The sequence below is a fragment of the Peribacillus sp. 05N428 genome (genome assembly GCF_056397085.1).
This window is the reverse complement of the sequence record NZ_JBFTMS010000018.1, coordinates 61048-86045: the sequence shown is the minus strand read 5'-3', so window position 1 is coordinate 86045 and position 24998 is coordinate 61048. Positions and strand designations below refer to the sequence as shown.

Sequence of the window (24998 nt, the reverse complement as noted above, 5' to 3'; positions counted from 1 at the left end):
AAAATCCCATGCTTCCAACAGGGGTTTTTTTTGTTATCTATAAATCCCAGCACTAAGTAAGGGTTTTAACCTTCCACTAACTGATTTTTACCAATTCGCTTAAACGCCTTTTGAAATATTGAAGCAGGTCATAAGAAATGTACGACATCGTAATTATAAGGAGTGTCTCAAATAGTTTTAAGAAAAGATTGTCAGATATATGATCCATTCTTAGTGCCGATATAATTAAATCAAAAATATCGATGAAGACTACATGAACAATGTATATACCTAGAGCTCTTCCTCCTACTTTTGTAATGAACAAATCTTTCCCCAATGTTTTATTATTTAATGCAAATAAAAAAAGAAATGCAGTTAAAAAGATAGTAGAAATAAAATACTCCCCATGACTTCCCGATAATATCTTTTCTAATAAGTATCCTTCTACCACTTGGATAGTAAAGAAGATAAAAATTAAAGATAAATTGGTTTTGGCTGTTATTGCTCCCGACTTTTTAAAGAATTTATCATCCGCAAAGAAGAATCCCAAAGTTGTATAAAAAAGACCAATGAATAAAGCATCCCGTGTACTCAGAGGAAGATCATAGAATACCGAATACGATTGTCCGAAAAGACCTAACAAGTTGAATATTAAGCTAATGGGTAAAAGAAGCCATGCTTTTTTTAACTTAAAAAAACCGAATAGAATGATAACACTCCAAATTAATGCGGTTAAAAACCACAATTGGTATCCGCTAGTCCCAGTTCCGTAATATAAAAGGTCAAGAAAAGAAAAATGATTAATGTATTGCGCAAATTCCTTTGGTACATCGGCAGCATCTTTATAAAGAATTAGAACATCATACATCATATAAAAGAAGAGCCAGCACAAATACAGTTTCAAGATTTTTATAATATACCTTTTAAAATAATCAAAGGAATCCCTTTTATGGATCATCTTTTGACCGAACAAATAACCAGATGCAGTAAAGAAGAATGGCACCGCAAACCTTGAGAGGTTATCGAGAATAAATAGACCAATTTGGCTATCCCTAGGGAATACATGAATGACTACAACAGAAAATATGGCAAAAAATTTAATAAAGTCAATCGCGTTATTTCTTTCCATTTGTTCACCCTTTTCATAACACTTTTACTATCATTGGTTATTCCCTATATTATGTACACCAAAGAAAAATTTATTTTTCTCTTTCTGATTCCAATTACAAGATACTGTAAGACTTAATTAATGAACAGCTAATCGTTCAGGAGGGTGGTCTGTTTATAGTAGTAGCTTCACTATACAGATAGTAATCATTTGAATGCCTATGTTCTTGTTAATCTGGCCCTTACAGAAGAAACCCCTGTAATCAAGCCTTTTGACTAAGGGAAATGGGAGACTTTCTGATTGCAACTTGCAAATTGATATTTAATTATCATTGCTTGGAGCACTGCACACATGCTGGAGCATAAGTCCTGCTGATATATTAAAAACATTTAATTTTTGCTGCTCTAAAAGAATGCTTAATAGTTTTGGTAAGACAATGTGATGAAGGGGGAGGAGGCGTTCTTATTTTCTACTTTCTCTATTAACTTGCTCCCATATTAAATTCACTAATTCTTTGCGTCTCATTCCTGAATTTTCAAGTAATTTAAACATTAATTCATCCTATTTAAAGCACCAATGCGACGTAGCTGTGTCTGTGTATTAATCATGATTGATGACCTGATTTTATACAAAACAGCTTACATTGGACGATGTGAGTCCATCTAATTCCAATTTAATATAAACATGGTAAGTACAAGCAATTTTATGCATATAAAATTCGCATATATCAATAATAAAAAGGAACTTTTTAACTTTGGAAGGAGATGGTTTTATGAAAAAATTATTGTTGATGGGATTTATTTTATTATTTCCTCTAAACATGGTGGCCGGAACAACTAGCGCATACGCTAAGCCACAGGAACAACGTATTAGCCAATCTGAGGTAAACTTCGAAAATGAATTCAGGAGACTTTGGATTGATCATGTATTATGGACAAGTAATTATATAACAAGTGCAACCACCGCTGGAGCGGAGGATCAAACACAGGTACTGGCTAGACTTCTAAAGAATCAGGAGGATATTGGTAATGCTGTAAAGCCAGTATACGGAGAGAAAGCTGGTAACAAACTTACGGATCTGCTTAAGGAGCATATTGTAATTGCGGGAAAGATTGTAGATGCGGCTAAAAGCGGAAATGATGCCTTGGTGAAACAGCTAAACAAAGAATGGTATAGAAATGCTGATGAAATAGCAGCTTTCCTTAGCGGTGCCAACCCCTATTTAAAAAATGAGGATCTAAAAAATTTGCTGTATATGCATCTGAAATTTGTGACAAATGATTTAACTGCAAGCTTAGCAAAAGATTGGAACGCAAGAATCGTTGCAATTGACGAAGGGGTCACACATATAATCCTAATGGCAGATACTATCTCTGCGGGAGTTATAAAGCAGTTTCCGGATAAGTTTAAATAATAATCTTAAGAATCCTCCAGCAATCTGTTGGAGGATTCTTTCATGTTGAGAGATGAATTGATTATGTTTATATAGGTGGTTCAATCAAATGCGCGCTGTTGCGTAACTGCATTATTACACTGTACTGCACGGTTACTTTAAGTACATTCCTTCACAACCTCTTTTATAAAAGAGATTTCTTTAGCATCATGCCAGTGCTATGAACGCTTTAATGACAACTGAAGAAAGGTAAATTTCACTTTTCGAATTATTAAGGGTATGGGGATATTTCTCATTAGTTAATAATCAGTGGAGTAGAAGCTAAAACAAATAATAAAGTAGAGTGATCAAGACACAAAAGTGTTGTTTTTCATTCGATTAACAAAAATACAAATTAATCAAAAGACAGCAGGTTTGTGTTTGTGTCACTATATTAATAAATACGAATCTACTGTCTTTTTAATTTTTTGACATTATGATTCCACTAATGTGTGTACCCAAAACCACCACGTTCAGTAAATCGGAAAAAGCCCACAACACAACATTTAGGTAGGGCTCTTCTTGCTCCTATTTACTGACCTTGCAGCTAGTTGGCGATTTTTGTGACTACTAATGAGGGATACCTATATGTTACATTGGCAGATGCAGTAATAACCCTAATACTTAGCCTATCGTTTGCGGATAATTGAAGTTGGATTGTTCTTCCTATCGTGTTTCTAGTTTCAACTTGCGATGGTTGCCCGCCTGGACCCCCTGTAATTCGATTAAAGGATTCAAAAGTACTTTCAAGAACTGGGGTTGTGTCATTGATGAATAACCTGAACTGCACTTCGGTATTAAACGTTAAGTTAGAAGCATTAATTAGTCTAGCTGTTAAATCCATGCTAATCTCATATACCCCAGCAGTCAGAACCTCAATATCAGTATAAGGTCCAAGACCAGGAGGAAAAGGAGCTGTTCCTAATAACGGCCCAGGAGTTGTGAAAACAACCTTCTGCCCCAGAGTAGGGGGATTTACCGTAGACACTGTGACAAAATTTCCAGACGGATCGTACAGTGATCCATAAGCCAAAGCACCCCCTGGTCCTGGAGGTCCTGGAGGTCCTGGAAGTCCTTGAAACCCTTGAGGTCCTTGAGGTCCTCGAGGACCTTGTTCACAATCCTTACATTTTTTATGATCTTTTTTATTGACGAAATCATCTTTTTTATTAAAGAAATCATCTTTTTTACACTTATAGGTCGTGTCAACAAATCTACGACCTTGAATTGGCTTATCTATTTTACTCACCCTTTTTCTCATTGTTCACTTTCCGAAAAGTCGAGCAATGAAGCTTTTTTTCTGTTTTTTCCGTTTCTCTTTCTGCTTTAATAGTTTCTATTTCCTCTTTAGCAGAGGATACAAGGGGTCCTATACGTAGTTTTACAGTAAGTGACGGAGATCTATAAGAAACACTTCCACTCACATTTTGAATAAACACAAACACTTTTTCTCCTGCATTTAATTCCACTTGGACGGTCTTACCTATAGTGTTAAACCATGAAGGTTCTCCAGTTTGACTTGTCAATCCTGTTACGATTTCGAAAGAGGAACCTGGAATGGGCCCTATGACACTTCAGTTAATCGTGAATAATGAAGTTTCAAGTTCATTAGTAACACAAGGTCGGCACTTATTTCATAGACACCACTTAGAGAGACAGTGATCTCATTTGTTTCCGGATTCGGGATTGTATTTAAACTGAATCCTTGGAAATCAAAATCTTATGACAAAATTCCCAGACGGATTTGTACAATGATTAAGCCAAAGCACCCCCTGGTTCTTGAGGTCCTGTTTTCCGCAGTGTGATTCTTTGCAACAATTATTATCGTAATCGGCCAAGTTAATCACTCCCTTTCTACACTATATATGCCGATATAAAAAAAAGGCTTGGATTTTTAAGTTTGTTTTTTTAAAAATAAGGATCTATTTAAAGTTATATTGAATGGGTTATATTGAATGGGTTATATTGAATGCGTACAATTAAGAATGATAGCTGAATATCGTTTGGGCAAATTATTTTAAAGAAGAAGCTGGAATATCGATTTATCAACGTTATGTATATACTGAACATAAAAAAACCTATAAATGTGCTTGTTGAAATACCATGAAAATTAACTTCTGGGGAAAAAAGCAATACTGAAGAAGACGCAGTTCATTTGTAAAAGGGGAGAGCGTCTTATATATGGAATCGGATTGGTTAACTGAATTAAGAAGCCTCCGGTTCTGCCAATGTAACCGTGTAGCTTAAACTTTCAAGTCTTCCAAGCGAATTCCGAACAATGGATTGTTGCAACTGAGAAATATGATTTTCGTAAAAGAAAGTATTGTCGAATCCCGTTGCGTGTGGAAAATCATGGATTTCTAAATTTGAATCACCCTGGGGTATATTTGAAAAGTTTAGATTCATGAATAGGATATTTGTAAAGATTTGTGAATTATTTCGGGAATAAGGAAATGAATCAAATAATAAACGGTTCAACAAGGATATTTATCAATTAGATAATAATTTTAAAAAGAAAGTCTTGACAGGAATTTAGAATTAATCATAAAAGGAAAATAGAGAAGCTAAAACATTCGTAAAAATGATTTTCCGTATGGATGTCTATATGTCAGGGGTAGTCGTTGTTAAAAATGTTTAATAGATGAGGGGCGGTAGACATTAAAGGAAAGAATCATTTTTATTAAACATTTTTCTAGTTTACATAATATATATTATAGGAAGTTGTATTTTTAATGTTTATTTTGTCTCATATCTTAAGAATACTTAACTTAGTGAGACGAGATGCAGATTTTTTATATTTAATCATTGCCATTATTTATCTATAATTTTTTTATTAATTAGTCATTGTTAACTTATACTTTAAAACGTAAATAAATATTGTTCCAATTAAAATGATTGATCTTCAATTAAAAATTCGGTTTAAATTCGCAATAAGATTTGGATTTAAGCTAATTTCACATCAGTTACGGTCATTAAAGTTTTCTTGATTTATATATTGAATTTTAATTTATCTGCTAATTGTTAACATATTTCGTTTTCAGTCATTTTTATGCTATAAATCGGATTATTCAATTAGTATTTATCATCCTTAGTCATTTCACTCTAAGGATCTCTAATTGCTTGGTTGTGGTAATTAAATCTATTTTATTATTTTCCTTCATGTATAAAACTGAACTTTTCCCCTTTTTCCATCCATTCGCTTTAAGGGCCATTGCATATCCAAATGGAATGCGGTCTTCTTCAGAAGCCCTTGACCATTCATATCTATTCCCTTGTTCATTTAACTGAACCAATTCAGCATTTTTAGGTACAGGGAATTCATTTAAATCTTCTGTAGCTGTGTATAAAGATATAGAAATTGAGTAATAAATGATTGCCCCTCCTATTAAAAAAGCAGCTAGGGTAAATGCACAACTAATCTTTTTCTTCATATTGCTCCCTCCTTTCCTAAAGACCTATTATCGTCATCTAATAATTCTGCAGTAATCTAAATACCCTTGATTTATTTACATATTTTTCATTTTTATTATTCTTATATATAAATTAAATGGATAAATGAAAAAAATCACGGGTTAACACTCAATAAAAATTATATAAATATAATTTATCTCAATGACAATTCAATAGGTTTTTTATCATGAAAGTTCCGCTTTCTACCTGAAATTGATGATAGATCCTCCATTTGGCCACATAATCTCCTATAAGCTTTCTTAATTAACCCCATAGCAGCCTATAGCATGAATAACCTTTAAAAAATGTTTTAAACTTAATGATGCTCAATCCGCCATCGAGTTTTGATGTACAATAACAAGCATTGACCGCTTTCATATGTGCAGCAAACATGCAGTGAATCAATAGGAAGCTCCCAAGGGTTATAAGGCAAATCAAATTTGTTTAGAGCCACACCTACTTTCAGCAATCAGTTCTTGTTTCTCATGAGTGAAATAAAATCGTAAAAGTCGATTTTGCATTTCATATAAAAAGGTTTAAAAGTTTCAGGAATTAAATATGCCAGAAGAAATTAGAATGGTTTTAAGATCTCAAGCTTTATTTGATTTAGCTGAATAAAAATGTTATGTAAACACTCACGAAATGTTAATTACCTTTTTCTTTGGTTTTTTACTTGTGAAAGTCTTTATTAAGAAGTTGCTTAAAGTTAGTTAGCAAGTAATTGATCGGCTATGTAGCTTTTTTCTATTGAATTGGCCTTTCTCGTTAGAGTTATAAATCATTCTTCTGTTATAAATAACGGTCATGCATTTTTGAAAAAGTCTATTCTTGACCACCTATGGAACTTTATGTTTAATAGATAAAAAAAGGAACACGAAATCACTATTGATCGCATGTTCCAGTTAGGTTATTTATGTTCGAATGGATTCGATACGGCTTTGGATGAATTCGAACGAGTTTTTTGCTTCTTGGACGATTTGTTTGATCAGTTCATTGACGGTCAATATTTCTTTTATGAGTCCTACGGATTGACCGCATGACCAGATGCCTCCGTCTAAATTTCCTTCAAAGTAAACTTCCTTGCTTCTTTGTCCCGTAATTAGCGGAATCAATTCCTCTATAGTGGCACCTTCATTTTCAAGTTTGTCCACTTCTTTACTGACGGCATTTAATGCTACACGCGAAGGACTGCCTATATTCCGTTGGATGACGACCGTATCCGTTTCATTGGCCGATACCATCCACTGCTTCACGTTTTCATGAATCGGTGCTTCTTGCGTTGCCATAAAGCGAGTCCCCATGACGATACCTTCAGCACCGAGTGATAAGGCGCTGATAAGGCCCCTCCCATCCGAAAATCCCCCTCCAGCTATTACTGGTATATTTACAGAGTCAACGGCTCTAGGGAGCATGACAAGCGTTCCTACATCCCCCATGCCTGGATGTCCGCCTGTTTCATTCCCGACAATAATAATGGCATCGACTCCTAATTTCTCTGCAGACACAGCGTTTTTGACGTTCGCTACCTTATGTAACACGGTAAAGTCGTGCTCTTTAAGTCTGGGCATTAAACTTTCTGGGCTTCGGCCACTCGTTTCAACAATTTTCACATCTTCCTCAATTAAAATATCGATGAACTCATCATTCGGGGTTGCCGTTTGACTTGGAAATAGGTTCAGGTTGACAGCAAAGGGTTTCTTGGTCAAAGTTTTCACTTTGCGTATTTCATCACGGAGACCCTCTGGTGTCACCTGTGTTTTCGAAGTGATGATACCAAGTCCCCCCGCTTCTGAAACAGCGGCTGCGAGCGGGGCTCGGCCAACTTGAAACATCCCGCCGCAAATAATCGGATATTCAATCCCCAATAATTCAGTCATTCTCGTTTTCATTTGCCATACCCCTTTCATTTTTAAAGGATTTCTATAAGTTTGCTTTTCTTACATAATGTACACACGCATGTCTATATACCATACTTATGGAGCCGCTTGTAAAATGTACTTCTTGGTATATCCATCAGCTTTGCTGCAGAAGTGACATTTCCTCTTGATTTTTGTAATGCCTCTATCATTAGATCCCGTTGAATTTTTTCACGGATCGTCAGTTCATTTCCCTTGATTCCTTTTTTACCACCAGGTTCCTCCCATGCAGGGAACTCATCATGCTGTGTAACCGGCTGTGAATGCATGGAATTCAACACTTTAACATAATCCAGAGGTCCTTCTGCTAGTAAGATGGTCAATCGCTGAAGTACATTCTGCAATTCTCTAATATTGCCTGGCCAATTGTACTCCTTTAAACGATTCAATAATTCTTCCGTTAATGGAATATTCCAACTATTCTTCGAACACAAGTAGTTGACCAGATAAGGAATATCTTCAATCCTTTCCCTTAAGGGAGGTACATGAATGGGGTAAACGTTCAACCGATAGTATAAATCCTTCCGAAATGAACCTTCATTGACAAGCTCTTCAAGATTACGGTGTGTTGCAGTGATAATGCGAATATCCAATGATATGCTTTTTGTGCCGCCGATCGGAACGATTTTTCTTTCCTGAAGAACACGCAGTAAGGCAACTTGCATCGCTTGAGGGATTTCACCGATTTCATCGAGAAAAATGGTTCCTCCATTTGCCTGCTCGAACTTCCCTTTGTGACCTTGCCGTTTAGCCCCTGTAAAAGCGCCATCAACATACCCGAATAATTCACTTTCCATTAAATCTTTAGGTATGGCTCCGCAATTTATCGTGACGAACGGTCCTTTTTTGCGCATGCCATTTTCATGAATAGCCATGGCAATAAGCTCTTTCCCGACACCTGTTTCACCGGATATATACACATTTGCTTCTGTCGGTGCAACAAGCTTCACTTTACGTAATGTGTTATGAAAGGATTCACTAATCCCCCTTTCCCCTTCGAAGGCAAATCTTTCTAAAGGCATTGAAGCAGGAAAAAGCCTATTGGCTTCACGACCATGATTCTCCGATAAGAATAAACACTTACCGGAAATCCTATTATCCTCTTTGGATAGAAGCGGATTTTCCTTTACGATTCGATATCCATGATTTAACAGATCGGCCAACGCCATACCAATGGATTGAGGAATTTTTTTGCGAACCTGTTTACTGGCGGAGATTATCATTTGTTTATGATTACATACGATAAAAGGCAAATCTGGATAGGTTTCTGCAAGTTCTATCGAGTGCTGGGTCAGTGCCAGCTCCTTTTTATAGGAACGCATTCCCATTTCCTGTTCGATCGTATACGCCAAATTGGCTACCATCCCCAGCATGGAGGGATGGAAATATTCTACTGGACATGATATATCCAAAACTCCCAATATCTTACCGTCTTCATTTAATATGGGCATCGCAGAGCAACTCCATTTGTGCGAGGCAATCGAATAGTGCTCGGTACCTTGGATCATTACGGCTTCACCCGTTTTCAAAGCTGTTCCAATTGCGTTCGTTCCGACCTCACCCTCCGTCCAGCATACGCCCTCCACAAAATTTATTTTTCCTGCCTCATCGAGGATTTTCTCGTTTCCGGAAAGTGAAAGGACATACCCATCCGGATCGACCAATAAAGCCATCATTCCAGATTCTTTTATCGATTGATTCATCCTGGATAATTGGGGTGATGCCACTTCTAATAGGAAGGAGTTTTTTTCTCTTTGAATGTCCAATAATTCATTCGTCAAAATATGTTTGCCTTTATTAAGGTATGGGTTGACTTGATCTTTTTTGCAGCGATACCAGGATTCCATTATTCGCTTGTTCAGACGATTTGAATCGAGAACCCCTTCACTGACAAAGCGTTCCCATGTACGTAGATAACAACTGGTGGATAGCATATAATCCTCCTCTAATCATTTGGTTTGAACCTTCATTTGACCAGTCAATCTAGAGGAAAAATACCATGGAGTAATAAAATAGGATGTTATTCGAGGTCTTTTTAATTATAGTAGATTATGTATTCGCTTACAATATATAGATTGAGTTTACAAAAAAGCATCATGTGATCATTCACATGATGCTTCTCCATTTAAACAATAAAGTTTATGAAAAAATAACTCCTCCATCAATCATGATGGATTGACCTGTCATATAATCCGAATCCGGTGAAGCAAGGTAAGAGACGAATTTCGCCACATCTTCTGGGGTTTCGGAGCGTCCTAAGGTTATGGAATCTATAAACTTTTTAAATGTTTCCCCTTTAGCAAGATTCATATATTGACCCATTTTTTCATCGATTAAATCCCACATTTGCGTCCCGACTATTCCTGGACAGTAGGCATTCACCGTAATGCCAAACTGGGCCAATTCCTGTGCAGCCGCTTGTGTTATTCCTCTTACGGCAAATTTCGTGGCCGAGTATGTACCTAGTAAGCTAAATCCTTTATAACTGGCGATGCTGGCAGCACTTATGATTTTCCCGCCTTCTTGCTTTTTCATTTGTTCTGCCGCGGCTTGCAGGCAAAAGAGGACACCATTTACATTTATTTTGAAAATCTGTTCAAGATCTTCTTGAGTTACTTCCAATAGAGGCTTTATTTGTGCAATTCCTGCATTTGAAACCATAACATCCAGTTGTCCAAAACGTTCCACAATTTGATTCACCATTTCGAATACTTCCCGCCTATTGCTTACATCCGCTTTAACGGCAAAGCTTTCACGTCCAAGTTCCCTAATCTCCTTCACGACCGATTCAGCCGTATCCAGATTGACGTCATTAATGACCACATTCAATCCATCTTGAGCTAATCTTAAAGCAATGGCACGTCCGATACCACGACCTGCACCAGTGACTATCGCCGTCCGTTGACCGCTAGCCATACAAATTCCCCCTTCAGTTTTAGCAATGCACAGCTTGACCTACAACATTTAAAAGAGCTTCATGTATGGATTCCGACAAGGTTGGATGCGCCGCCACTAAATCTTCCATCATATCTGCCGTTATTTCTGCATGCAGCATGATCGTTCCTTGTCCAATCAATTCTGTTGCATGCTGACCAACAATGGAAAAACCTAGAATTTCATTATATTGTGGATTCACTAGGACTTTGACCTTTCCTACCGGTTTATTAGAAAGGACAGCTTTCCCATTTGCCGAAAAAGCGAATTCACCTACTTTTATTTCACCATATTTTTGACGCGCTTCTTTTTCGGTCAAGCCTACACTGGCAATCTCGGGGGAGGTATAAATGCAGCGAGGGATTGCCCGGTAATTCACTTGTGCAAATTGACCGCAGGCATTCAGGGCCGCCACACGCCCTTCATGAAAAGCTACATGGGCAAGTTGGATGCCCCCTATCACATCACCGCAGGCATAAATCGATGGATTGCTTGTTTGCATTCGATCATCCACCGAGATGCCAAGTCGGGAAAAATCAATATCGTTTTCCTCTAAGCCTATTCCGTTCACTCTTGGTCTTCTCCCTATAGATACGAGTACGTAATCAGCTTGCATTTCTTCCAATTTGCCATCGCTATTCTCTAAATATACCGTTTTACTGCTTGCGTTGATGTTTTTGACAGCTGTGGAGGTATGGACCGTAACGCCTTGGTTTTTCAATTCTTCATGCAGTATGCTCGTGATATCCTCATCTTCCCCTGGAAGCAGCTTTTCCCCCATTTCGATAACGGTAACATCGGTGCCCATCCTGCTATAAATGCTGGCAAATTCACATCCGATGACGCCCCCTCCGACAATTAGCAGGGAATCGGGAATGGCAGGAAGTGACATGGCATGACCACTGTGAATGATCCATTCACCATCAAACGGCGCAAAAGGTAGTGGAATCGGTTCAGAACCCGTTGAAATGATGATCTTACTTGCATCAATCACTTCATTTTTATTTCCGTTCTCGATCCGCAGTCGATTGCTTGAAAGGATAGAAGCTCTGCCCTGTATAACTTTTATTTTATTCTTACCCATTAAATATCGAATGCCGTTCACTAGTTTAAAGATGACCTCTCTTTTTCGTTCCTGTACGGTATCCCAATCGACTTCAATCAAATGGGGGGAAAGGCGAATTCCCATTTGCCCGGCATTTTTCACCAAGTCATACGTATCGGCACTTTTCAATAATGATTTCGTTGGCATGCAGCCTTCGTTTAAACAGGTTCCGCCCAATGGCCCATCGACTACCAATATGACCTCCTTATCCTGCTGGGCAGCAGTGATTGCCGCTACATACCCTGCAGGACCACCGCCTATAATAACTATACGATTCAAGGCTTTCCCTCCTTTTCTATAAAATAACGGTGATCGGCTCTTCTAAATACCGTTTTAGTGTTTGTAAAAAGGCAGCAGCGGGTGCTCCGTCCAGTACACGGTGATCAAAAGTTAAACTGAGTGGCAAGATCGTTCTCCTCTCCAATTCTTCACCAATATAAAGCGGGGTATCGTAAGCAGAGCCAATTCCAAGTATCCCCGTTTCCGGAGTATTGAGAATGGGTGTAAAATGCTCAACGCCAAATGCCCCGAGGTTACTGATTGTAAAAGTGGACCCTTGCATGTCTTCAATTGGCAATTGACCGTCACGTGCACACCGGGCCAACTCCTTCCCCTTATTCGATAACTGTCTTAGGGTACAATTTTCGGCATTTCTTATGACGGGAACCACTAGTCCATTCTCCAATGCCACCGCTAATCCAAGATGGATATGCTCATACAAAATGATGTTATCTTCAATATAGGCACTATTCATTTTAGGGTGCTCTTTAAGTGAAAGCACGACAGCCTTGGCAACAAAGTCCGTTATAGTCAATTTAGTTGAGTCATGTTTTTGCAGCGTTTCTGTAGCCTGTTTTTGCAAAATGACTAGATCAGTGACATCAACTTTCATCGTTAGCGTTAATTGGGCACTGCTTTGCAAACTCTCTTTCATACGTTTGGCAATGATGTTCCTCATTCCCATAACAGGAATCTGCTGCTGACTCTCTAAAGCAGGTTGGGGCGGAACTATTCTTTTTTCTGTATTTACCGGGATGGAATCTCTTTTCTCAATTACTTTCTGGACATCTTCTTTAGTGATTCTTCCTCCTGGCCCGGTGCCTTGAATCTTCTCAATGTCAAGATTCGCTGCCTGTGCCATTTTTCGTGCAACCGGAGTGATCATCAATCGATCTCCCATGGGCAAAGTGGGGGACTCTTTTGTTTTCGGCTTTTCTTGTTCATCAATTTTCAACTGGGTCTCTACAGCAACAGGTTCATCGATCTTTATTTTTTCATTCGGATCTCCGATATGACAGATAACGGTTCCTGGAGGTACTCCTTGTCCTTCTTGAACAGCTATATTCAGAATCGTACCTTCCGCTGGAGATTCAATATCCATTTCTATTTTCTCTGAATTGATGCTGGCTATTGCTTCACCTTTTTCGACTGGATCCCCAACAGCCTTACTCCATAACGAAACAGTGCCTTCTTTCATTGCCATGCCCAATTTCGGCATTACCACTTCGACAGCCATATCTTATTTCTCCCTTCAGAATGGTTTGTTTGTCCATCATTGGTTTTGTTGCTCCAACTTTTGCAGTTCAATGCGAAGAAGCTGGAGCATGCATCTGGATTTATTTACACTCCTAGAATGGAAGGTTCCCCTAATAATTCTGAAACGGCTTGTATCACTTTTTCTGATGTAGGAAGGTAAATATCTTCAAGCGGTGGAGAAAAAGGGACAGGTGTATGTGGTGCCGTAATCCTCTTAATTGGCGCATCGAGCGTATCAAACCCCTTATCCGCTACCAGTGCGGCAATATCCGTTGCGACGCTGCATCTTGGGTTCGCTTCATCGATCACGATCAAACGATTTGTTTTTGCCACAGAGGAGAGAATCGATTCTTCATCCAGTGGTGACAAGCTCCGCGGATCGACAATCTCAACTTCAATGCCTTTAGCTGTGAGTTTTTCAGCAGCCTCCATCGCGGTGTGAACTTGTTTACCGATGGCAACGATTGTCAAATCCGAGCCTTTCCTTTTCATTTCAGCTTTACCGATTGGAATTGTATAGTAGCCTTCCGGAACCTCCCCTACCATGTTGTATAGCGTTTTATCTTCAAAAAAGATGACGGGGTCATTATCTTCAATGGCTGAAAGTAAGAGCCCTTTTGCGTCATAGGGGGATGAGGGAACGACGACCTTCAATCCAGGAATGCTGGTGAACAAGGCATAAAGGCTTTGTGAATGCTGAGCTGCAGCCCTGAACCCTGCACCATGCATCGTACGGATCGTCACGGGAACCTGTGCTTTACCGCCAAACATATAGCGGAACTTCGCACCTTGATTCAATACTTCATCCAAACAGCTGCCAATGAAATCGTTGAACATTAACTCGGCAATCGGTCGCAAGCCTGTCGAAGCAGCTGCCATGGCCGCTCCCATATATCCTGCTTCCGCAATGGGTGTATCAAGAATTCTATCCCGGCCAAACTCTTGAACCAATCCTTTCGTGACACCTAAAACACCCCCCCATGCTTCGTCATCCTGCAAATGATCGACCTCTGCACCGCCGGCTACATCTTCTCCCATAAGGATGACATTTTCATCTTTTCTCATTGCCATGGCCATTGCTTCATTTATTGCCTGTGACATACTGATTTTTCTACTCATCTCAATTCCTCCTTTTATAGTTTAATAAGATACATAAACATCGTTTAATAAATCGGATGCCTCTGGATACGGGCTATCTTCACTGAACTTGACTGCTTGTTTAATAGATTCCTCAACGGCATTCTCAAGAGAAATCAGTTCTTTTTCCGCCAGCAGATTCTGATTCAGCAAGTAATTCCTAAATAGGGCAATCGCATCTTTCTCTTGTTTATGCTCCTTTTTGTCTTGTTCCTTTTTATACTTCTGTGCATCTCCCTCGAAGTGGCCATAATTACGATAAGTAACGCATTCGATCAATGATGGCCCTTCTCCCCTGCGAGCCCTCTGAACGGCTTCTTCAGCAGCCTTATACACAGCCAATACATCTTTCCCATCCACACGGACACCCGGGATATTGTAGCTTATCGCACGATCGGCTATCGTTTTACAGCTAGAAGCATAGTTGAAAGGCGTGGCTTCCCCATACCCATTATTTTCAGCGATGAATATTACTGGTAGCTTCCAGATTGCCGCCAGATTTATCCCTTCATGGAATGTCCCATGATTATTGGCACCATCACCAAAAAAACATACACTAACGTGATCGGTCTTTTTATATTTGGCAGTTAATGCTGCACCGCATGCGAGCGGAAAGCCTCCACCGACTATCCCGTTTGCACCTAACATCCCTTTATCCAAATCGGCAATATGCATGGAACCGCCTTTTCCTTTGCAAAGCCCGGTCACTTTCCCATAGATTTCAGCCATCATCCCGTTTAGGTCGCATTCTTTTGCAATACAGTGGCCATGGCCTCTGTGGGTGCTTGTAATGCTGTCCTTTTCGGATAGGTGGGCACATACACCAACAGCAACCGCTTCTTCCCCTGCATATAAATGGACAAACCCAGGTAAAATCCCTTTTGCAAAAGATTCATGAACTTGGTCTTCGAATTTTCTGATCTCCAGCATTTTCTTGTACATCCAATAAGCTTTGTCCTGTGATAACTTTATTTCATTCGATTGAACCGTTTCCATTTTTCAGCCCCCAATCAGTAATAGCGAGTCAATCTTATATAGTGCAATTGCCGTGCCAAAATGGGCGGCGATAAAATTAGGACTTTAACTATTTTCAGCAGAAACAAAACGAGACAAAATGAGATTGCTGTCTCGTTTTGTCTCGTTTTGTTTAAAATATACGATCCGAATTCACTTATAGCTGAAGTTCAAAGATGGTTTGAATGTGGAAAGCAGCTGCTTAAGCTTAAGGAATAAGCTCTTTTTGCACCTTTTAATTAGGTTTCAGTACTTACTAACATGAATTTTGTTAAATGGTTAGAGAGGAAGGAACTAGCTAGTAAACTATCAAGCTTAACGTAAATTTTTTAGCGCACCGCTCCATGCAATTGTTTGATCTAGCATTGCATGGACATTACCAAGGTGTATATCAGCTGGTTTAAACGTTTTGAAGTTTTCAAAGTCTGTAAATAGCGATAATGTTGGATTTACAYGAACGTCCGCAACTAGTAATTCCCCTAATATGCCACGCAAATGTTCGGCTGCACGGGCTCCGCCAGTTGAACCATAGCTTACGATGCCCGCAGCTTTGTTGTTCCATTCATCACGTGCGGAATCAAGTGCGTTTTTTAATGCCCCTGTAATGCTATGATTATATTCTTGTACGATAAACACAAAACCATCCAAGCTAGAGAGTTTTTCTGACCAAGCTAATAATCCTGGTTCTTTACCAGTGCCTTCTCCAAAAAACGGCAATTTGAAATCTGCGATATCGACGATTTCATAAGTTGCATCTTCTCGTTTATCAGCTATTTCTTTAATCCAATTTCCCACTTGTGGACTTACGCGTCCTATTCGTGTGCTTCCTAAGATAATTCCAATCTTTAATTTTTCCAATGTTTTCTCCTCCTCGTAAAAACTGACTGGCCAATTAATTGTTTAAGAATATAACCTCATAAGTTGATGGATTTACATATTTTCAATCTCTTCCACTAACGTGTAGTACCCACCTTCTGTATCTTCAATGAGATGGTTTATTTTGTTAAGGTGTTCTCTGAATTCACTTTTTTCTAACCAATTTTTATGAAAATCAATACTCTCAAAGGTCGTTACCATAATTGCCTTATCATTATCTACAGAACGATGCCAACGGCTGCTGATCCAACCGGGAACACCTTGTGATCCCTTCTTGAAATTGAGCAGTTCTTCAGCTTGGATAGCAACCAATTCATCTAGTTTGCCTGTTTTAGCTGTAAATACATTAATCCATACTATTGTATTACTTGATTTCATATTCATAATCTCCTGTCATTTAATCTATTTTTTTAGTTCATTAAAAATTGGAATTTATTTTACAATCACCATGGTATGTCAGTGCTGACTGACATTATACTTATTCAAAAACTAGGGAGTCAAAGCCCTAGTAAATGTTTGCACACTCTCCATGATAAATGCCTCCAGGGACACGGTTGGATAGTTCTCATCGGCATCCAGATTGTTCATAAAGGCACCAAAATTCATCATCATGAACGACAATGCCTGAAGCTCTGGGTCTGTGTGAATAAGCTTTCCTTTTTCATGCATCGTGTTAAAATAGTTTGTCAAAATTCCCAGTAACTGTCGGGGATGCTTTTGTGTTTTTTCTCGAAAACCAGGTAAATTGCCTTCCTCCTTGATACTTATCATAATCATTTTCCGGTTACGATTCATGATTTCATGATATGTTCGACTGATCAGTTGTAAATCTGAATGCAAATCCCACACGATTTGCTCTTCATTAAAAAGTTTGGTCATCTCTTCAGCATAATGATATCGGTCAAATGCCGTTTCTAAAAGATTTTGCTTGCTTCCAAACCGACGGAATAGTGTTTTTTCACTAAAACCTGCGGAACCAGCAATTTCCTGAGTAGAAACACCATTGTACCCTTTCTCTGCAATTAGATCGATTGCCGCTAACAGCAGCTTATCATCGGTACTAAGCTTATTACTGCTACTCATGCTCTCACTTCCTCCGAATGGACTGTCAGTACTTACTGACTTTCCATTTTATTCTATTCATCTGTTTTTAAATTGTCAAGAAAATATTTCCAACAGTATTATATTTTTTACGATGGCAGGCCACTCCAGAAGAGTGAACCTTATTGGGGAATTAACACCAAGGCCATTCAGGAAAAACAAATAAAAAACGGAGCTTTTTTGCTCCGCCTGAATTCTAGAATATTTTTTTCTCATTCAACTCGAGTGCCAATTCTTTAAAAAACTGTAGCGATTCTGGATTTCCCATGGAGTCTGCATTCACTACTTTATCAAACTCGAAACCTAATAATACTTTACGTATCGGGACTTCCATCTTCTTTCCGTTCAACGTTTTAGGAATTTGTCCAACGACATGGATTTGGTCAGGGATAAAGCGAGGGGATACATGCCCTCTGATTTGTTCCTTGATTTTTGCCGTCAATGCTGGATCCAGACTTTCCCCGGGCTTAAGGACTACGAACAACAGCAGTGAGGAACCGCGGCCAAGCACTTCCCTATCAATGACTAGGCTTTCCATCACCTCGTCTATCGCTTCGACGACCCGGTAAATATCGCTAGTTCCCATCCGTACACCAGAACGATTGATGGTCGAGTCGGAACGTCCATAAATGATACAGCTGCCCTTGTCGTCGATCTTTATCCAATCCCCATGTTTCCATATGCCAGGATACGTATCGAAATAACTCTCGTAGTATCTTGTCCCATCTTGATCATTCCAGAAATATAGCGGCATGGACGGCATCGGTTTGGTAATGACCAATTCCCCGACTTCATTAATCAATGTTTGACCATGCTCATCAAAGGCTTCCGCACAAACACCCAATGCCCTTCCTTGTATCTCTCCGATTCTCACGGGCAATGTTGGAACTCCGCCCACAAATCCGGCACATACATCGGTCCCGCCACTGGATGAACTGAGCCAGATATCCTTTTTGACATTTTCATACACCCATTTATAACCGTCTCCAGATAATGGGGCTCCAGTGGAAAAAAGAGCCTTCAATTTCGATAAATCATATTTTCCCAGAGGCTTGTTTCCTAACTTCATGGAATTCGTAAGGAATGGTGCACTTGTTCCAAAGAAGGTCATGCCTGTATCTTCCGCCAAATCCCAAAGAACCTCCATATTCGGAAAAGAAGGACTGCCGTCATAAAGGACGATGGTACCTTCATTTAGCAAACCACCCATAAGGAGATTCCACATCATCCAGCCTGTCGTCGTAAACCAAAATACGGTATCCTCGGAAGTCAAGCCTTGATGGATTCTTGTTGATTTAAAATGCTCCAATAATATACCGCCATGCCCTTGTACAATCGGTTTTGGCATCCCGGTTGTACCTGATGAATAGAGAATCCAAAGCGGATGATCGAAAGGAACACTTTCAAAAGATAATTCTGCCTTTTCTTTTAAAAGGTCATCCCACGGAATCGTATCTGTCAGACTCACTTCCAAAATCTTCTTTTCTATGTAAGGAACCAGCACGGTATGCTTGACAGAGACCAATTCCTGTTTAAGCTGTGAGACGACTGGTGTTTTATCATGTACATTTCCATTGTATTGATACCCGTCAACCGCCAGTAATACAACCGGTTCAATCTGTTTGAAACGATCTATGACACTTCTTGCCCCAAAGTCAGGTGAACAACTGGACCAGATGGCACCTATGCTCACAGTTGCCAAGAAAGCTATCACCGCTTCGGGTATGTTTGGCATATAGGCAACAACACGGTCACCGGATTTCACACCAAGTTTCCTTAATGAATGGGCGACAGAGGCCACTTTTTCTTTCAGCTCTTTCCAGCTAACCTCTTGCTGCCTGATATGTTCGGAACGAAAAAATATCGCCGTTTTCTCTTCTTGATCATTCAATAATGCATTTTCAGCATAATTAAGCCTTGCCCCCTCGAACCATTTCGCACCTGGCATAGATTGCTCCGCTAAAACCCTGTCATATTTCCTGCCGGCTTTTACATCACAATAATCCCAAATTGAAGCCCAAAATTGCTCCAGTTCATCTACCGACCATTTCCATAATTCATGATAATCATGAAATGTTAAACCTTTCTTTTCTTTTAACCATTTCACATATTGCGTCAATACCGTTTGCTCGATTCGTTCCTTTGTCGGTTCCCAAATGATTTGTCCATCTGTAAGCGATTTCATTCAATCATCTCCCTTAGGTATCAAATGCGTCATTGAATTATTTCATAATAATTGGTAATTTACTTAAATTGTAATCTATGAGTTTTAAAACTGTCAATTTACACTAAACTCAATTAGGCTCGTATTTATGTATGGGCAGGTTGATGGAGAAACATGTCCCTTTCCCTTGTACACTTGACACATGTACCGTACCATCCATGCTTTTGATAACGCTATACGAAACCATCATGCCCAATCCCGTCCCTTTATTTTTTGTCGTGAAGTAAGGCTCACCTAAACGATATATTTGTTCCTGTGTCATTCCAATTCCCTGATCTTGGATCTTAATTTGGATGGTGGAGGCAGCATGAATCAAATGTACGTATATTTTGCCATCATGGTCCATCGATTCTATGCCATTCTTTAAGATATTGAACAAACTCTGCTGGAATTTCTTCCTTTCCCCCATGATATAATAAGCTCCATCTTCGAATAAGGATAACTTCAATTCTGTTCCATTATTGTCAGCCAGGGGTTTTATGCTGTTCACGACATGCTGAATTTCCTCCGATACCCTTAATCGCTCCGTGTTTTCAGGGCTTATGGCTGCAAACGTCAAATAATCATTAATGACATCCGTGGCCCGATCTAATTCCTTCAATGCAATATTTGCATATCTGATCTTTGTATGGGAAGAAACGTCTTCGCTTAACATTTGTATATAGCCCCTGGTAACTGTAAGGGGATTTCTGACTTCATGAGATATGCTTGCAGCCAGATGGCTAACGATTTGCAATTTTTCCGCTTTCACTAATTTTTCGAGAACCTGAAAATTAGTGAGGATGACCTCCCATAGTAAGATTACAACAACGATTCCAATGACTTGGATCGTGAAGTATTGTTTCCATAGACTTATCCCGATAGTAAGTTCAAATACTACTGTTGAAATAAACTGAGTGAGAATATGTACAATGAAGATTAATGATATACCGATGAGAATTTTTTTACTGACAGAGAGTTTCAAATAGTATTTAGATATAAAAAACAAGGAAACACCCACAAGTGGAAAAGTGATGCATGATATGTAAAATCCATTATCACCCCCTGATAAATAACGGATAATAAGAGTGATGACTATCAATATGATTCCTAACCGATAGCCTCCATATAAACCGCCTAACAGAAAAGGGATCCATCTAAGGTCCCAAACAAAATCCTCTTCTATAACAACGGGAAATAGCATGCATAGAACAAGTGAAAGAATAGGGAAAATCGATAGGAAGGATCCTTTTAATGCATCTAAACGGTATACGTACTTCACTAGATAGCTCATTTGCAATAAAAAGATCGGAAAAAGGATAAGTAAAAAGTTAATCAGTAAATCTTTGGTCATAAGATTCATTTCTACACCGAACTTTCGATATTTTTCGAAGATTTAGACAGATATATCAATCATAACAAGATAGATAATGATAAGCTAGTGAAATTATTATGAGGAAAATAAAAGTTACCTCTTCCGCCATCCAGGAAAGAAATTGAGGTAATGTTATATAAAAAATACCCGTTCTTAAAGATCGGGTACTTTTTTCCATATTGGTAAAACTGTTGAATTTTCTAAGAGAATAATTTTCAATTACCATTATTTTCAATTAGTATTAATGGGGAGAATTATCAACTGATTTGTTAAAAATGATCAGTCCACGGAATATCGAAATTTTTTTCTTCCAAAAAGCGTCCTATACAGAAACCCTTTTTAGATATAGAAGTGAGATGTTACAGTTCATTCACTCTTCTGGTTCTTGAATGTTTTCCCATCATGGTAATAAAGTTCAGAACCTAGATGAACATTGTCATTTTCTTTCAATTGCCGAATAAGTTCTTTACTTTTTGTTTTATTCATTTCTTTATACCAGGTTCCTTGTGGATATAGAACAGCAATCGGACCATACTTGCATTGGCCGTTGCATAATGTTTTTGTTGTGAGAATCTCCTTTTGTAGTTCTAAGTTTTTCAATTCCCCTCTAATCGTCTCTGTTACTTCTTCTGCTCCATTTTTCGTACATGTTTTCCCGTTGCAAATTAATAGATGTTTGCTAACCCCATCTACGTTCATATAAATTCCCCTTTTTCCTTATTATATTATTTGCCCTCTATAACGAATGGATAGCACTTGACTTTACCATGAAATTTAAATTCTCCTCAAATTTTTATCAACCTCAAACTCTATCGGACTAACCTGATAGCAAGGTTTCCAGGTTTACTATCAACAAACACATTATAAGAGTATTCAGGCAGTCGAATTTCAGAGTATAAACGCCATTTCCTTTTTCCTCAGGATTGTATGGAAACAATTAACGACCAAGGTAATGATAAACCATACCCCGGTAAAGTATATGTTACTCTAAAAGAAATCGTGCTACAATTCGCACGTTCTTTTTTAATGTTATGGTACATGTCTGGATTAAATTCCACTTCAAAGGTTCTTTTCTCTACACTACCTTCAATCGCTTTATTGCACTGCCCCTAAAACATAAAAAAGCCAAGCACCGATTCAGAGATTTTCTAATACTAGTTTTCCCCACACTCTAGAAGTCTTACATGTGTACGAAAAAAGACTACACCTAAAAACTGTACTTAAAACGAAAACACAAAATAATGTTAGAAAAAGAATAGAAAAAAACACTGAAACGATCATTTCAGTGCCATCAAAAAAATATTTGAATAAGAATTAATAAAGAGCTGATTTTGCGAGCATGGTGATTGTCGCATCATCCATCGGAGGATTATGAATTCCTGCGCGTACATCCCTATAGTAGCGTTGCAGGGGATTGTTTCGTTGTAAACTTTTGGCTCCGACGACTCTCATCGCTTTATCGACGATGGAAATCGATTTGTTGACGACCGATAACTTAACTGCCCCCAATTGCTTCGATAATTCATCATGATTTTCAGGCTGCCGCACCCATTTTTCTGCGACAGAGTAGAGGAAATGGTGTGCTTCACCCAATTCCAGTTCCATCTCCCCAATTGTGCGTTGAACATTCGGAAGGTCCCTGATTGGTCCTGGTAAGCTATTCGGAGAATAGGTTTTCGCAAATTCGACTGCGTAATTTCTGGCAGCCACTGCGATTCCCAAGTAGCAAGCCGGTATATGTAATAGCCACGCTTCAGGTTTTCTTTTTTCACCAGGATTGCTTTTCATCACATAATACTTCTCAGGCAGGCTGACATCTTTTAACACCAGATCATGACTTCCTGTCCCCTGCATGGAAATCATATTCCAAGTTTCTTCTATACTTACACCCTTTACATCACGATGAACTAAAAATGTGCCAAGTCGCTCATCCTCGGGTACCCATGCCGTTACTAGAAAAATATCAAGGACGGGAGAGAGTGTAGTAAAAGTCTTTCTGCCATTCAAATTCCATTGATTACCCTTTTTGATCGCGATGGTTTCCGGTCGGCCTCCGCGCGTCGGACTCCCCGTTCCAGCCTCAGATGCTGCCGTATTGATTAGTGCACCTTTCGAAACTTCATCATACAATTCTTTCATGACTCCTTTTTCCCATGGTCTCTTCTCCGATAAGGAAAGTACCGTTCCGACATGCCAGCCTATTCCTAAGGCTGTTGGGCCGCAATATTGAGCTATTTTTTCTTGGCATAGGAGAAAATCATATAAGGAACCGCCATATCCGCCATGCTCTTTAGCTAAAGTTAATTGGGGGTATCCGAATTCCTTTAACTCCTGAATGTTTTCATAAGGAAATCCCTTTGAATCATCAAGTGCCTCAGATCGGCCGGTAAAGGACTGAATCGCTTCCTCTAATTTTTGTATATATTCTTTTTGCTTCGGTGATTGAAAAAACGACATGAAGATCATCCCTCCTCTAGTAAACAAAAATCTTGAACCATCCAGCAGCAGAAACAGAACTGCTAACTCCACTTTATCATATCACCTTAGTGTAGTTTATGGTTCGAATCTGCACATTAAGAGTCAATGTCTTCATTTTTATATTCTTTGTTCGCGTTCTTGTAAGCCTCCTTCGCCTGATCAATATTTTTGTTTTCGAGAAAGTAAGCTATCGCGGCTTGCCCGATTCCATAAGTGACGGCACCCGCTACCGCACCGGAAACGACTAGACCAGCTCCTGGGATGAAACGGACTGCAGCCCTGACACCTTCCCTGACAAGGAGTCCAATGCCAACATTGATTCCTAACGCTGCAATGAATTCACTTGCCGTTTTCGTATTGATTTCTTTATCCGCGATAAAACCAATCACCACAATCATCAAACCCTGAATGCCGGTCAAAATGGGAAAATCGGCAAAAGGTATTGGCTCTGCACCGATTAGACCTGCGATTGCCGTAAACGTTCCCACTATCGTCCGCGCGAATTTCTTCTTAACGAATTGGCTCTGCATCGCTTTGGCAGTCTTCAGCTTCGCCTCACTGGGTAAGGCCTCAATTAAGTAATCAGAAAGCAAATCTATGTTCCAACGCATATCATATTCAATATTTCCGCTTTCATCAAAATCAATATACGAACAAGTAGGAATAATGTTCAAAAGTGGTATTTCACTATCTTTAAATCGTTTTGACATCAAAGCGATGGCTTCATCAATATTCTTTTTTTTCTTAGGATTGGCATCAAAAGGTACTTGTTTATAATGTGGCGGATCTAATTCATCCACTTGTGTGACCACACAGATGACAGGAACATCATAATGGTGATTCTCTTTAACGATCTTGCGCAGCTTATTCAATTCTTGTAAATCTTCTTCAATACGTGAATCCGCTTCTTTTGCTTTAATCAAGAAAAGAAACACATCAGGCTGTTCTTCAGTCACCGCTTTTATCAATTCATCCAATGGTGTATCTTCTTCGAACTCTTCCGTAGGAGCTTCACTCTCACCCAGCCCGCGTGAGTCCAGTAAACGAATTTTGGGTTCGGCATCACTCGGGTACCATAACCATTTCCCCTTACCCGTTCCAGATTTAACGGAACTGACATATTGCCGTTCCTGACCAAACATCGCATTGATCAGTGAGGATTTTCCAGACCCTCTTCTTCCGACAAGAGCAATTCGCGGTTCCCTTGCATCAACAGTCATCGTTTTCAGCTTTAAGAGCTGGTCGAGCATTTTGGTTTTTTTCGATTGTGAAATTGGGAGCTTATCTACCTGGCCTTTAATGAAACTGAATATGCTTCCCATTTCATCTTGTTTTTCCGCCATCACTCATTCCC

20 protein-coding genes are annotated in these 24998 nt (G+C 39.1%); 1 reads left to right on the top strand and 19 read right to left on the bottom strand.

Annotated elements, in window-relative coordinates; translation table 11 throughout:
- Positions 1-76: 76 nt before the first annotated feature.
- On the bottom strand, positions 77-1108 hold the full coding sequence (locus tag AC1DIV_RS17220; RefSeq protein ID WP_377332030.1) for an acyltransferase family protein: 1032 nt from the start codon (positions 1106-1108) through the stop codon (positions 77-79).
- A 751-nt stretch (positions 1109-1859) separates the two neighbouring features.
- Here AC1DIV_RS17220 and AC1DIV_RS17215 point away from each other — a divergent pair.
- On the top strand, positions 1860-2501 hold the full coding sequence (locus tag AC1DIV_RS17215; RefSeq protein WP_328131529.1) for a glycosyltransferase: 642 nt from the start codon (positions 1860-1862) through the stop codon (positions 2499-2501).
- Between the two features lie 565 nt (positions 2502-3066).
- On the opposite strand, the gene AC1DIV_RS17210 is transcribed toward AC1DIV_RS17215, so the two are convergent.
- From AC1DIV_RS17210 to AC1DIV_RS17125, 18 genes are all read right to left on the bottom strand, one after another.
- Positions 3067-3768: an exosporium leader peptide-containing protein gene (locus tag AC1DIV_RS17210; RefSeq protein WP_477576953.1), complete on the bottom strand. Its 702-nt coding sequence runs from the start codon at positions 3766-3768 to the stop codon at positions 3067-3069.
- Positions 3761-3988, bottom strand: a complete 228-nt coding sequence (locus AC1DIV_RS17205) for a hypothetical protein (RefSeq protein ID WP_477576951.1) — start codon at positions 3986-3988, stop codon at positions 3761-3763. The genes AC1DIV_RS17210 and AC1DIV_RS17205 overlap by 8 nt, the downstream gene beginning before the upstream one ends.
- Before the next feature lie 1623 nt (positions 3989-5611).
- Entirely contained in the window at positions 5612-5950 is a 339-nt protein-coding gene (locus AC1DIV_RS17200; protein ID WP_340876452.1) for a hypothetical protein, read from the bottom strand.
- A gap of 930 nt (positions 5951-6880) precedes the next feature.
- Positions 6881-7858, bottom strand: a complete 978-nt coding sequence (locus AC1DIV_RS17195; RefSeq protein WP_340876450.1) for an NAD(P)H-dependent flavin oxidoreductase — start codon at positions 7856-7858, stop codon at positions 6881-6883.
- 71 nt (positions 7859-7929) lie between these two features.
- On the bottom strand, positions 7930-9819 hold the full coding sequence (locus AC1DIV_RS17190; protein WP_340876449.1) for a sigma-54-dependent Fis family transcriptional regulator: 1890 nt from the start codon (positions 9817-9819) through the stop codon (positions 7930-7932).
- Positions 9820-10024: 205 nt separating this feature from the next.
- Positions 10025-10801: an acetoin reductase gene (locus tag AC1DIV_RS17185; protein WP_340876448.1), complete on the bottom strand. Its 777-nt coding sequence runs from the start codon at positions 10799-10801 to the stop codon at positions 10025-10027.
- 19 nt (positions 10802-10820) lie between these two features.
- Positions 10821-12203: a dihydrolipoyl dehydrogenase gene (lpdA, locus tag AC1DIV_RS17180; RefSeq protein WP_340876447.1), complete on the bottom strand. Its 1383-nt coding sequence runs from the start codon at positions 12201-12203 to the stop codon at positions 10821-10823.
- A 16-nt stretch (positions 12204-12219) separates the two neighbouring features.
- Entirely contained in the window at positions 12220-13440 is a 1221-nt protein-coding gene (locus AC1DIV_RS17175) for a dihydrolipoamide acetyltransferase family protein (RefSeq protein WP_340876446.1), read from the bottom strand.
- A gap of 104 nt (positions 13441-13544) precedes the next feature.
- Entirely contained in the window at positions 13545-14579 is a 1035-nt protein-coding gene (locus AC1DIV_RS17170) for an alpha-ketoacid dehydrogenase subunit beta (protein ID WP_098936477.1), read from the bottom strand.
- Between the two features lie 21 nt (positions 14580-14600).
- The gene (locus AC1DIV_RS17165) at positions 14601-15593 is read right to left on the bottom strand and encodes a thiamine pyrophosphate-dependent dehydrogenase E1 component subunit alpha (RefSeq protein ID WP_241591712.1); all 993 of its coding nucleotides are present in this window, start codon (positions 15591-15593) and stop codon (positions 14601-14603) included.
- 333 nt (positions 15594-15926) lie between these two features.
- Positions 15927-16469, bottom strand: a complete 543-nt coding sequence (locus tag AC1DIV_RS17160; RefSeq protein WP_477576949.1) for an NADPH-dependent FMN reductase — start codon at positions 16467-16469, stop codon at positions 15927-15929.
- Positions 16470-16541: 72 nt separating this feature from the next.
- Positions 16542-16865 (bottom strand): antibiotic biosynthesis monooxygenase family protein, encoded by a 324-nt coding sequence (locus AC1DIV_RS17155; RefSeq protein ID WP_328118430.1) that lies wholly within the window; start codon positions 16863-16865, stop codon positions 16542-16544.
- Between the two features lie 111 nt (positions 16866-16976).
- Positions 16977-17570: a TetR/AcrR family transcriptional regulator gene (locus AC1DIV_RS17150; RefSeq protein ID WP_340876443.1), complete on the bottom strand. Its 594-nt coding sequence runs from the start codon at positions 17568-17570 to the stop codon at positions 16977-16979.
- A gap of 214 nt (positions 17571-17784) precedes the next feature.
- On the bottom strand, positions 17785-19773 hold the full coding sequence (locus AC1DIV_RS17145; protein WP_340876441.1) for an acetoacetate--CoA ligase: 1989 nt from the start codon (positions 19771-19773) through the stop codon (positions 17785-17787).
- A 109-nt stretch (positions 19774-19882) separates the two neighbouring features.
- Positions 19883-21145 carry a sensor histidine kinase gene (locus AC1DIV_RS17140; RefSeq protein WP_318292718.1) on the bottom strand — a complete coding sequence of 421 codons (1263 nt, stop codon included), beginning with the start codon at positions 21143-21145 and terminating at the stop codon, positions 19883-19885.
- Positions 21146-21532: 387 nt separating this feature from the next.
- The gene (locus tag AC1DIV_RS17135) at positions 21533-21865 is read right to left on the bottom strand and encodes a (2Fe-2S) ferredoxin domain-containing protein (protein ID WP_340876438.1); all 333 of its coding nucleotides are present in this window, start codon (positions 21863-21865) and stop codon (positions 21533-21535) included.
- A 615-nt stretch (positions 21866-22480) separates the two neighbouring features.
- Positions 22481-23623: an acyl-CoA dehydrogenase family protein gene (locus tag AC1DIV_RS17130; RefSeq protein ID WP_340876436.1), complete on the bottom strand. Its 1143-nt coding sequence runs from the start codon at positions 23621-23623 to the stop codon at positions 22481-22483.
- A gap of 116 nt (positions 23624-23739) precedes the next feature.
- Positions 23740-24987 (bottom strand): GTPase family protein, encoded by a 1248-nt coding sequence (locus tag AC1DIV_RS17125; protein WP_034311978.1) that lies wholly within the window; start codon positions 24985-24987, stop codon positions 23740-23742.
- Between the last annotated feature and the right edge of the window lie 11 nt (positions 24988-24998).

Excerpts from the sequence above, each read along its gene's own strand:
- AC1DIV_RS17175 (WP_340876446.1), bottom strand. The coding sequence starts at position 13,440 with ATGGCTGTCGAAGTGGTAATGCCGAAATTGGGCATGGCAATGAAAGAA.
- AC1DIV_RS17135 (WP_340876438.1), bottom strand. The coding sequence starts at position 21,865 with ATGAACGTAGATGGGGTTAGCAAACATCTATTAATTTGCAACGGGAAA.
- AC1DIV_RS17170 (WP_098936477.1), bottom strand. The coding sequence starts at position 14,579 with ATGAGTAGAAAAATCAGTATGTCACAGGCAATAAATGAAGCAATGGCC.
- AC1DIV_RS17200 (WP_340876452.1), bottom strand. The coding sequence starts at position 5,950 with ATGAAGAAAAAGATTAGTTGTGCATTTACCCTAGCTGCTTTTTTAATA.
- AC1DIV_RS17125 (WP_034311978.1), bottom strand. The coding sequence starts at position 24,987 with ATGGCGGAAAAACAAGATGAAATGGGAAGCATATTCAGTTTCATTAAA.
- AC1DIV_RS17215 (WP_328131529.1), top strand. The coding sequence starts at position 1,860 with ATGAAAAAATTATTGTTGATGGGATTTATTTTATTATTTCCTCTAAAC.
- AC1DIV_RS17165 (WP_241591712.1), bottom strand. The coding sequence starts at position 15,593 with ATGGAAACGGTTCAATCGAATGAAATAAAGTTATCACAGGACAAAGCT.
- AC1DIV_RS17195 (WP_340876450.1), bottom strand. The coding sequence starts at position 7,858 with ATGAAAACGAGAATGACTGAATTATTGGGGATTGAATATCCGATTATT.
- AC1DIV_RS17220 (WP_377332030.1), bottom strand. The coding sequence starts at position 1,108 with ATGGAAAGAAATAACGCGATTGACTTTATTAAATTTTTTGCCATATTT.
- AC1DIV_RS17140 (WP_318292718.1), bottom strand. The coding sequence starts at position 21,145 with ATGACCAAAGATTTACTGATTAACTTTTTACTTATCCTTTTTCCGATC.
- AC1DIV_RS17150 (WP_340876443.1), bottom strand. The coding sequence starts at position 17,570 with ATGAGTAGCAGTAATAAGCTTAGTACCGATGATAAGCTGCTGTTAGCG.
- AC1DIV_RS17130 (WP_340876436.1), bottom strand. The coding sequence starts at position 23,623 with ATGTCGTTTTTTCAATCACCGAAGCAAAAAGAATATATACAAAAATTA.
- AC1DIV_RS17185 (WP_340876448.1), bottom strand. The coding sequence starts at position 10,801 with ATGGCTAGCGGTCAACGGACGGCGATAGTCACTGGTGCAGGTCGTGGT.
- AC1DIV_RS17190 (WP_340876449.1), bottom strand. The coding sequence starts at position 9,819 with ATGCTATCCACCAGTTGTTATCTACGTACATGGGAACGCTTTGTCAGT.
- AC1DIV_RS17145 (WP_340876441.1), bottom strand. The coding sequence starts at position 19,773 with ATGAAATCGCTTACAGATGGACAAATCATTTGGGAACCGACAAAGGAA.
- AC1DIV_RS17155 (WP_328118430.1), bottom strand. The coding sequence starts at position 16,865 with ATGAAATCAAGTAATACAATAGTATGGATTAATGTATTTACAGCTAAA.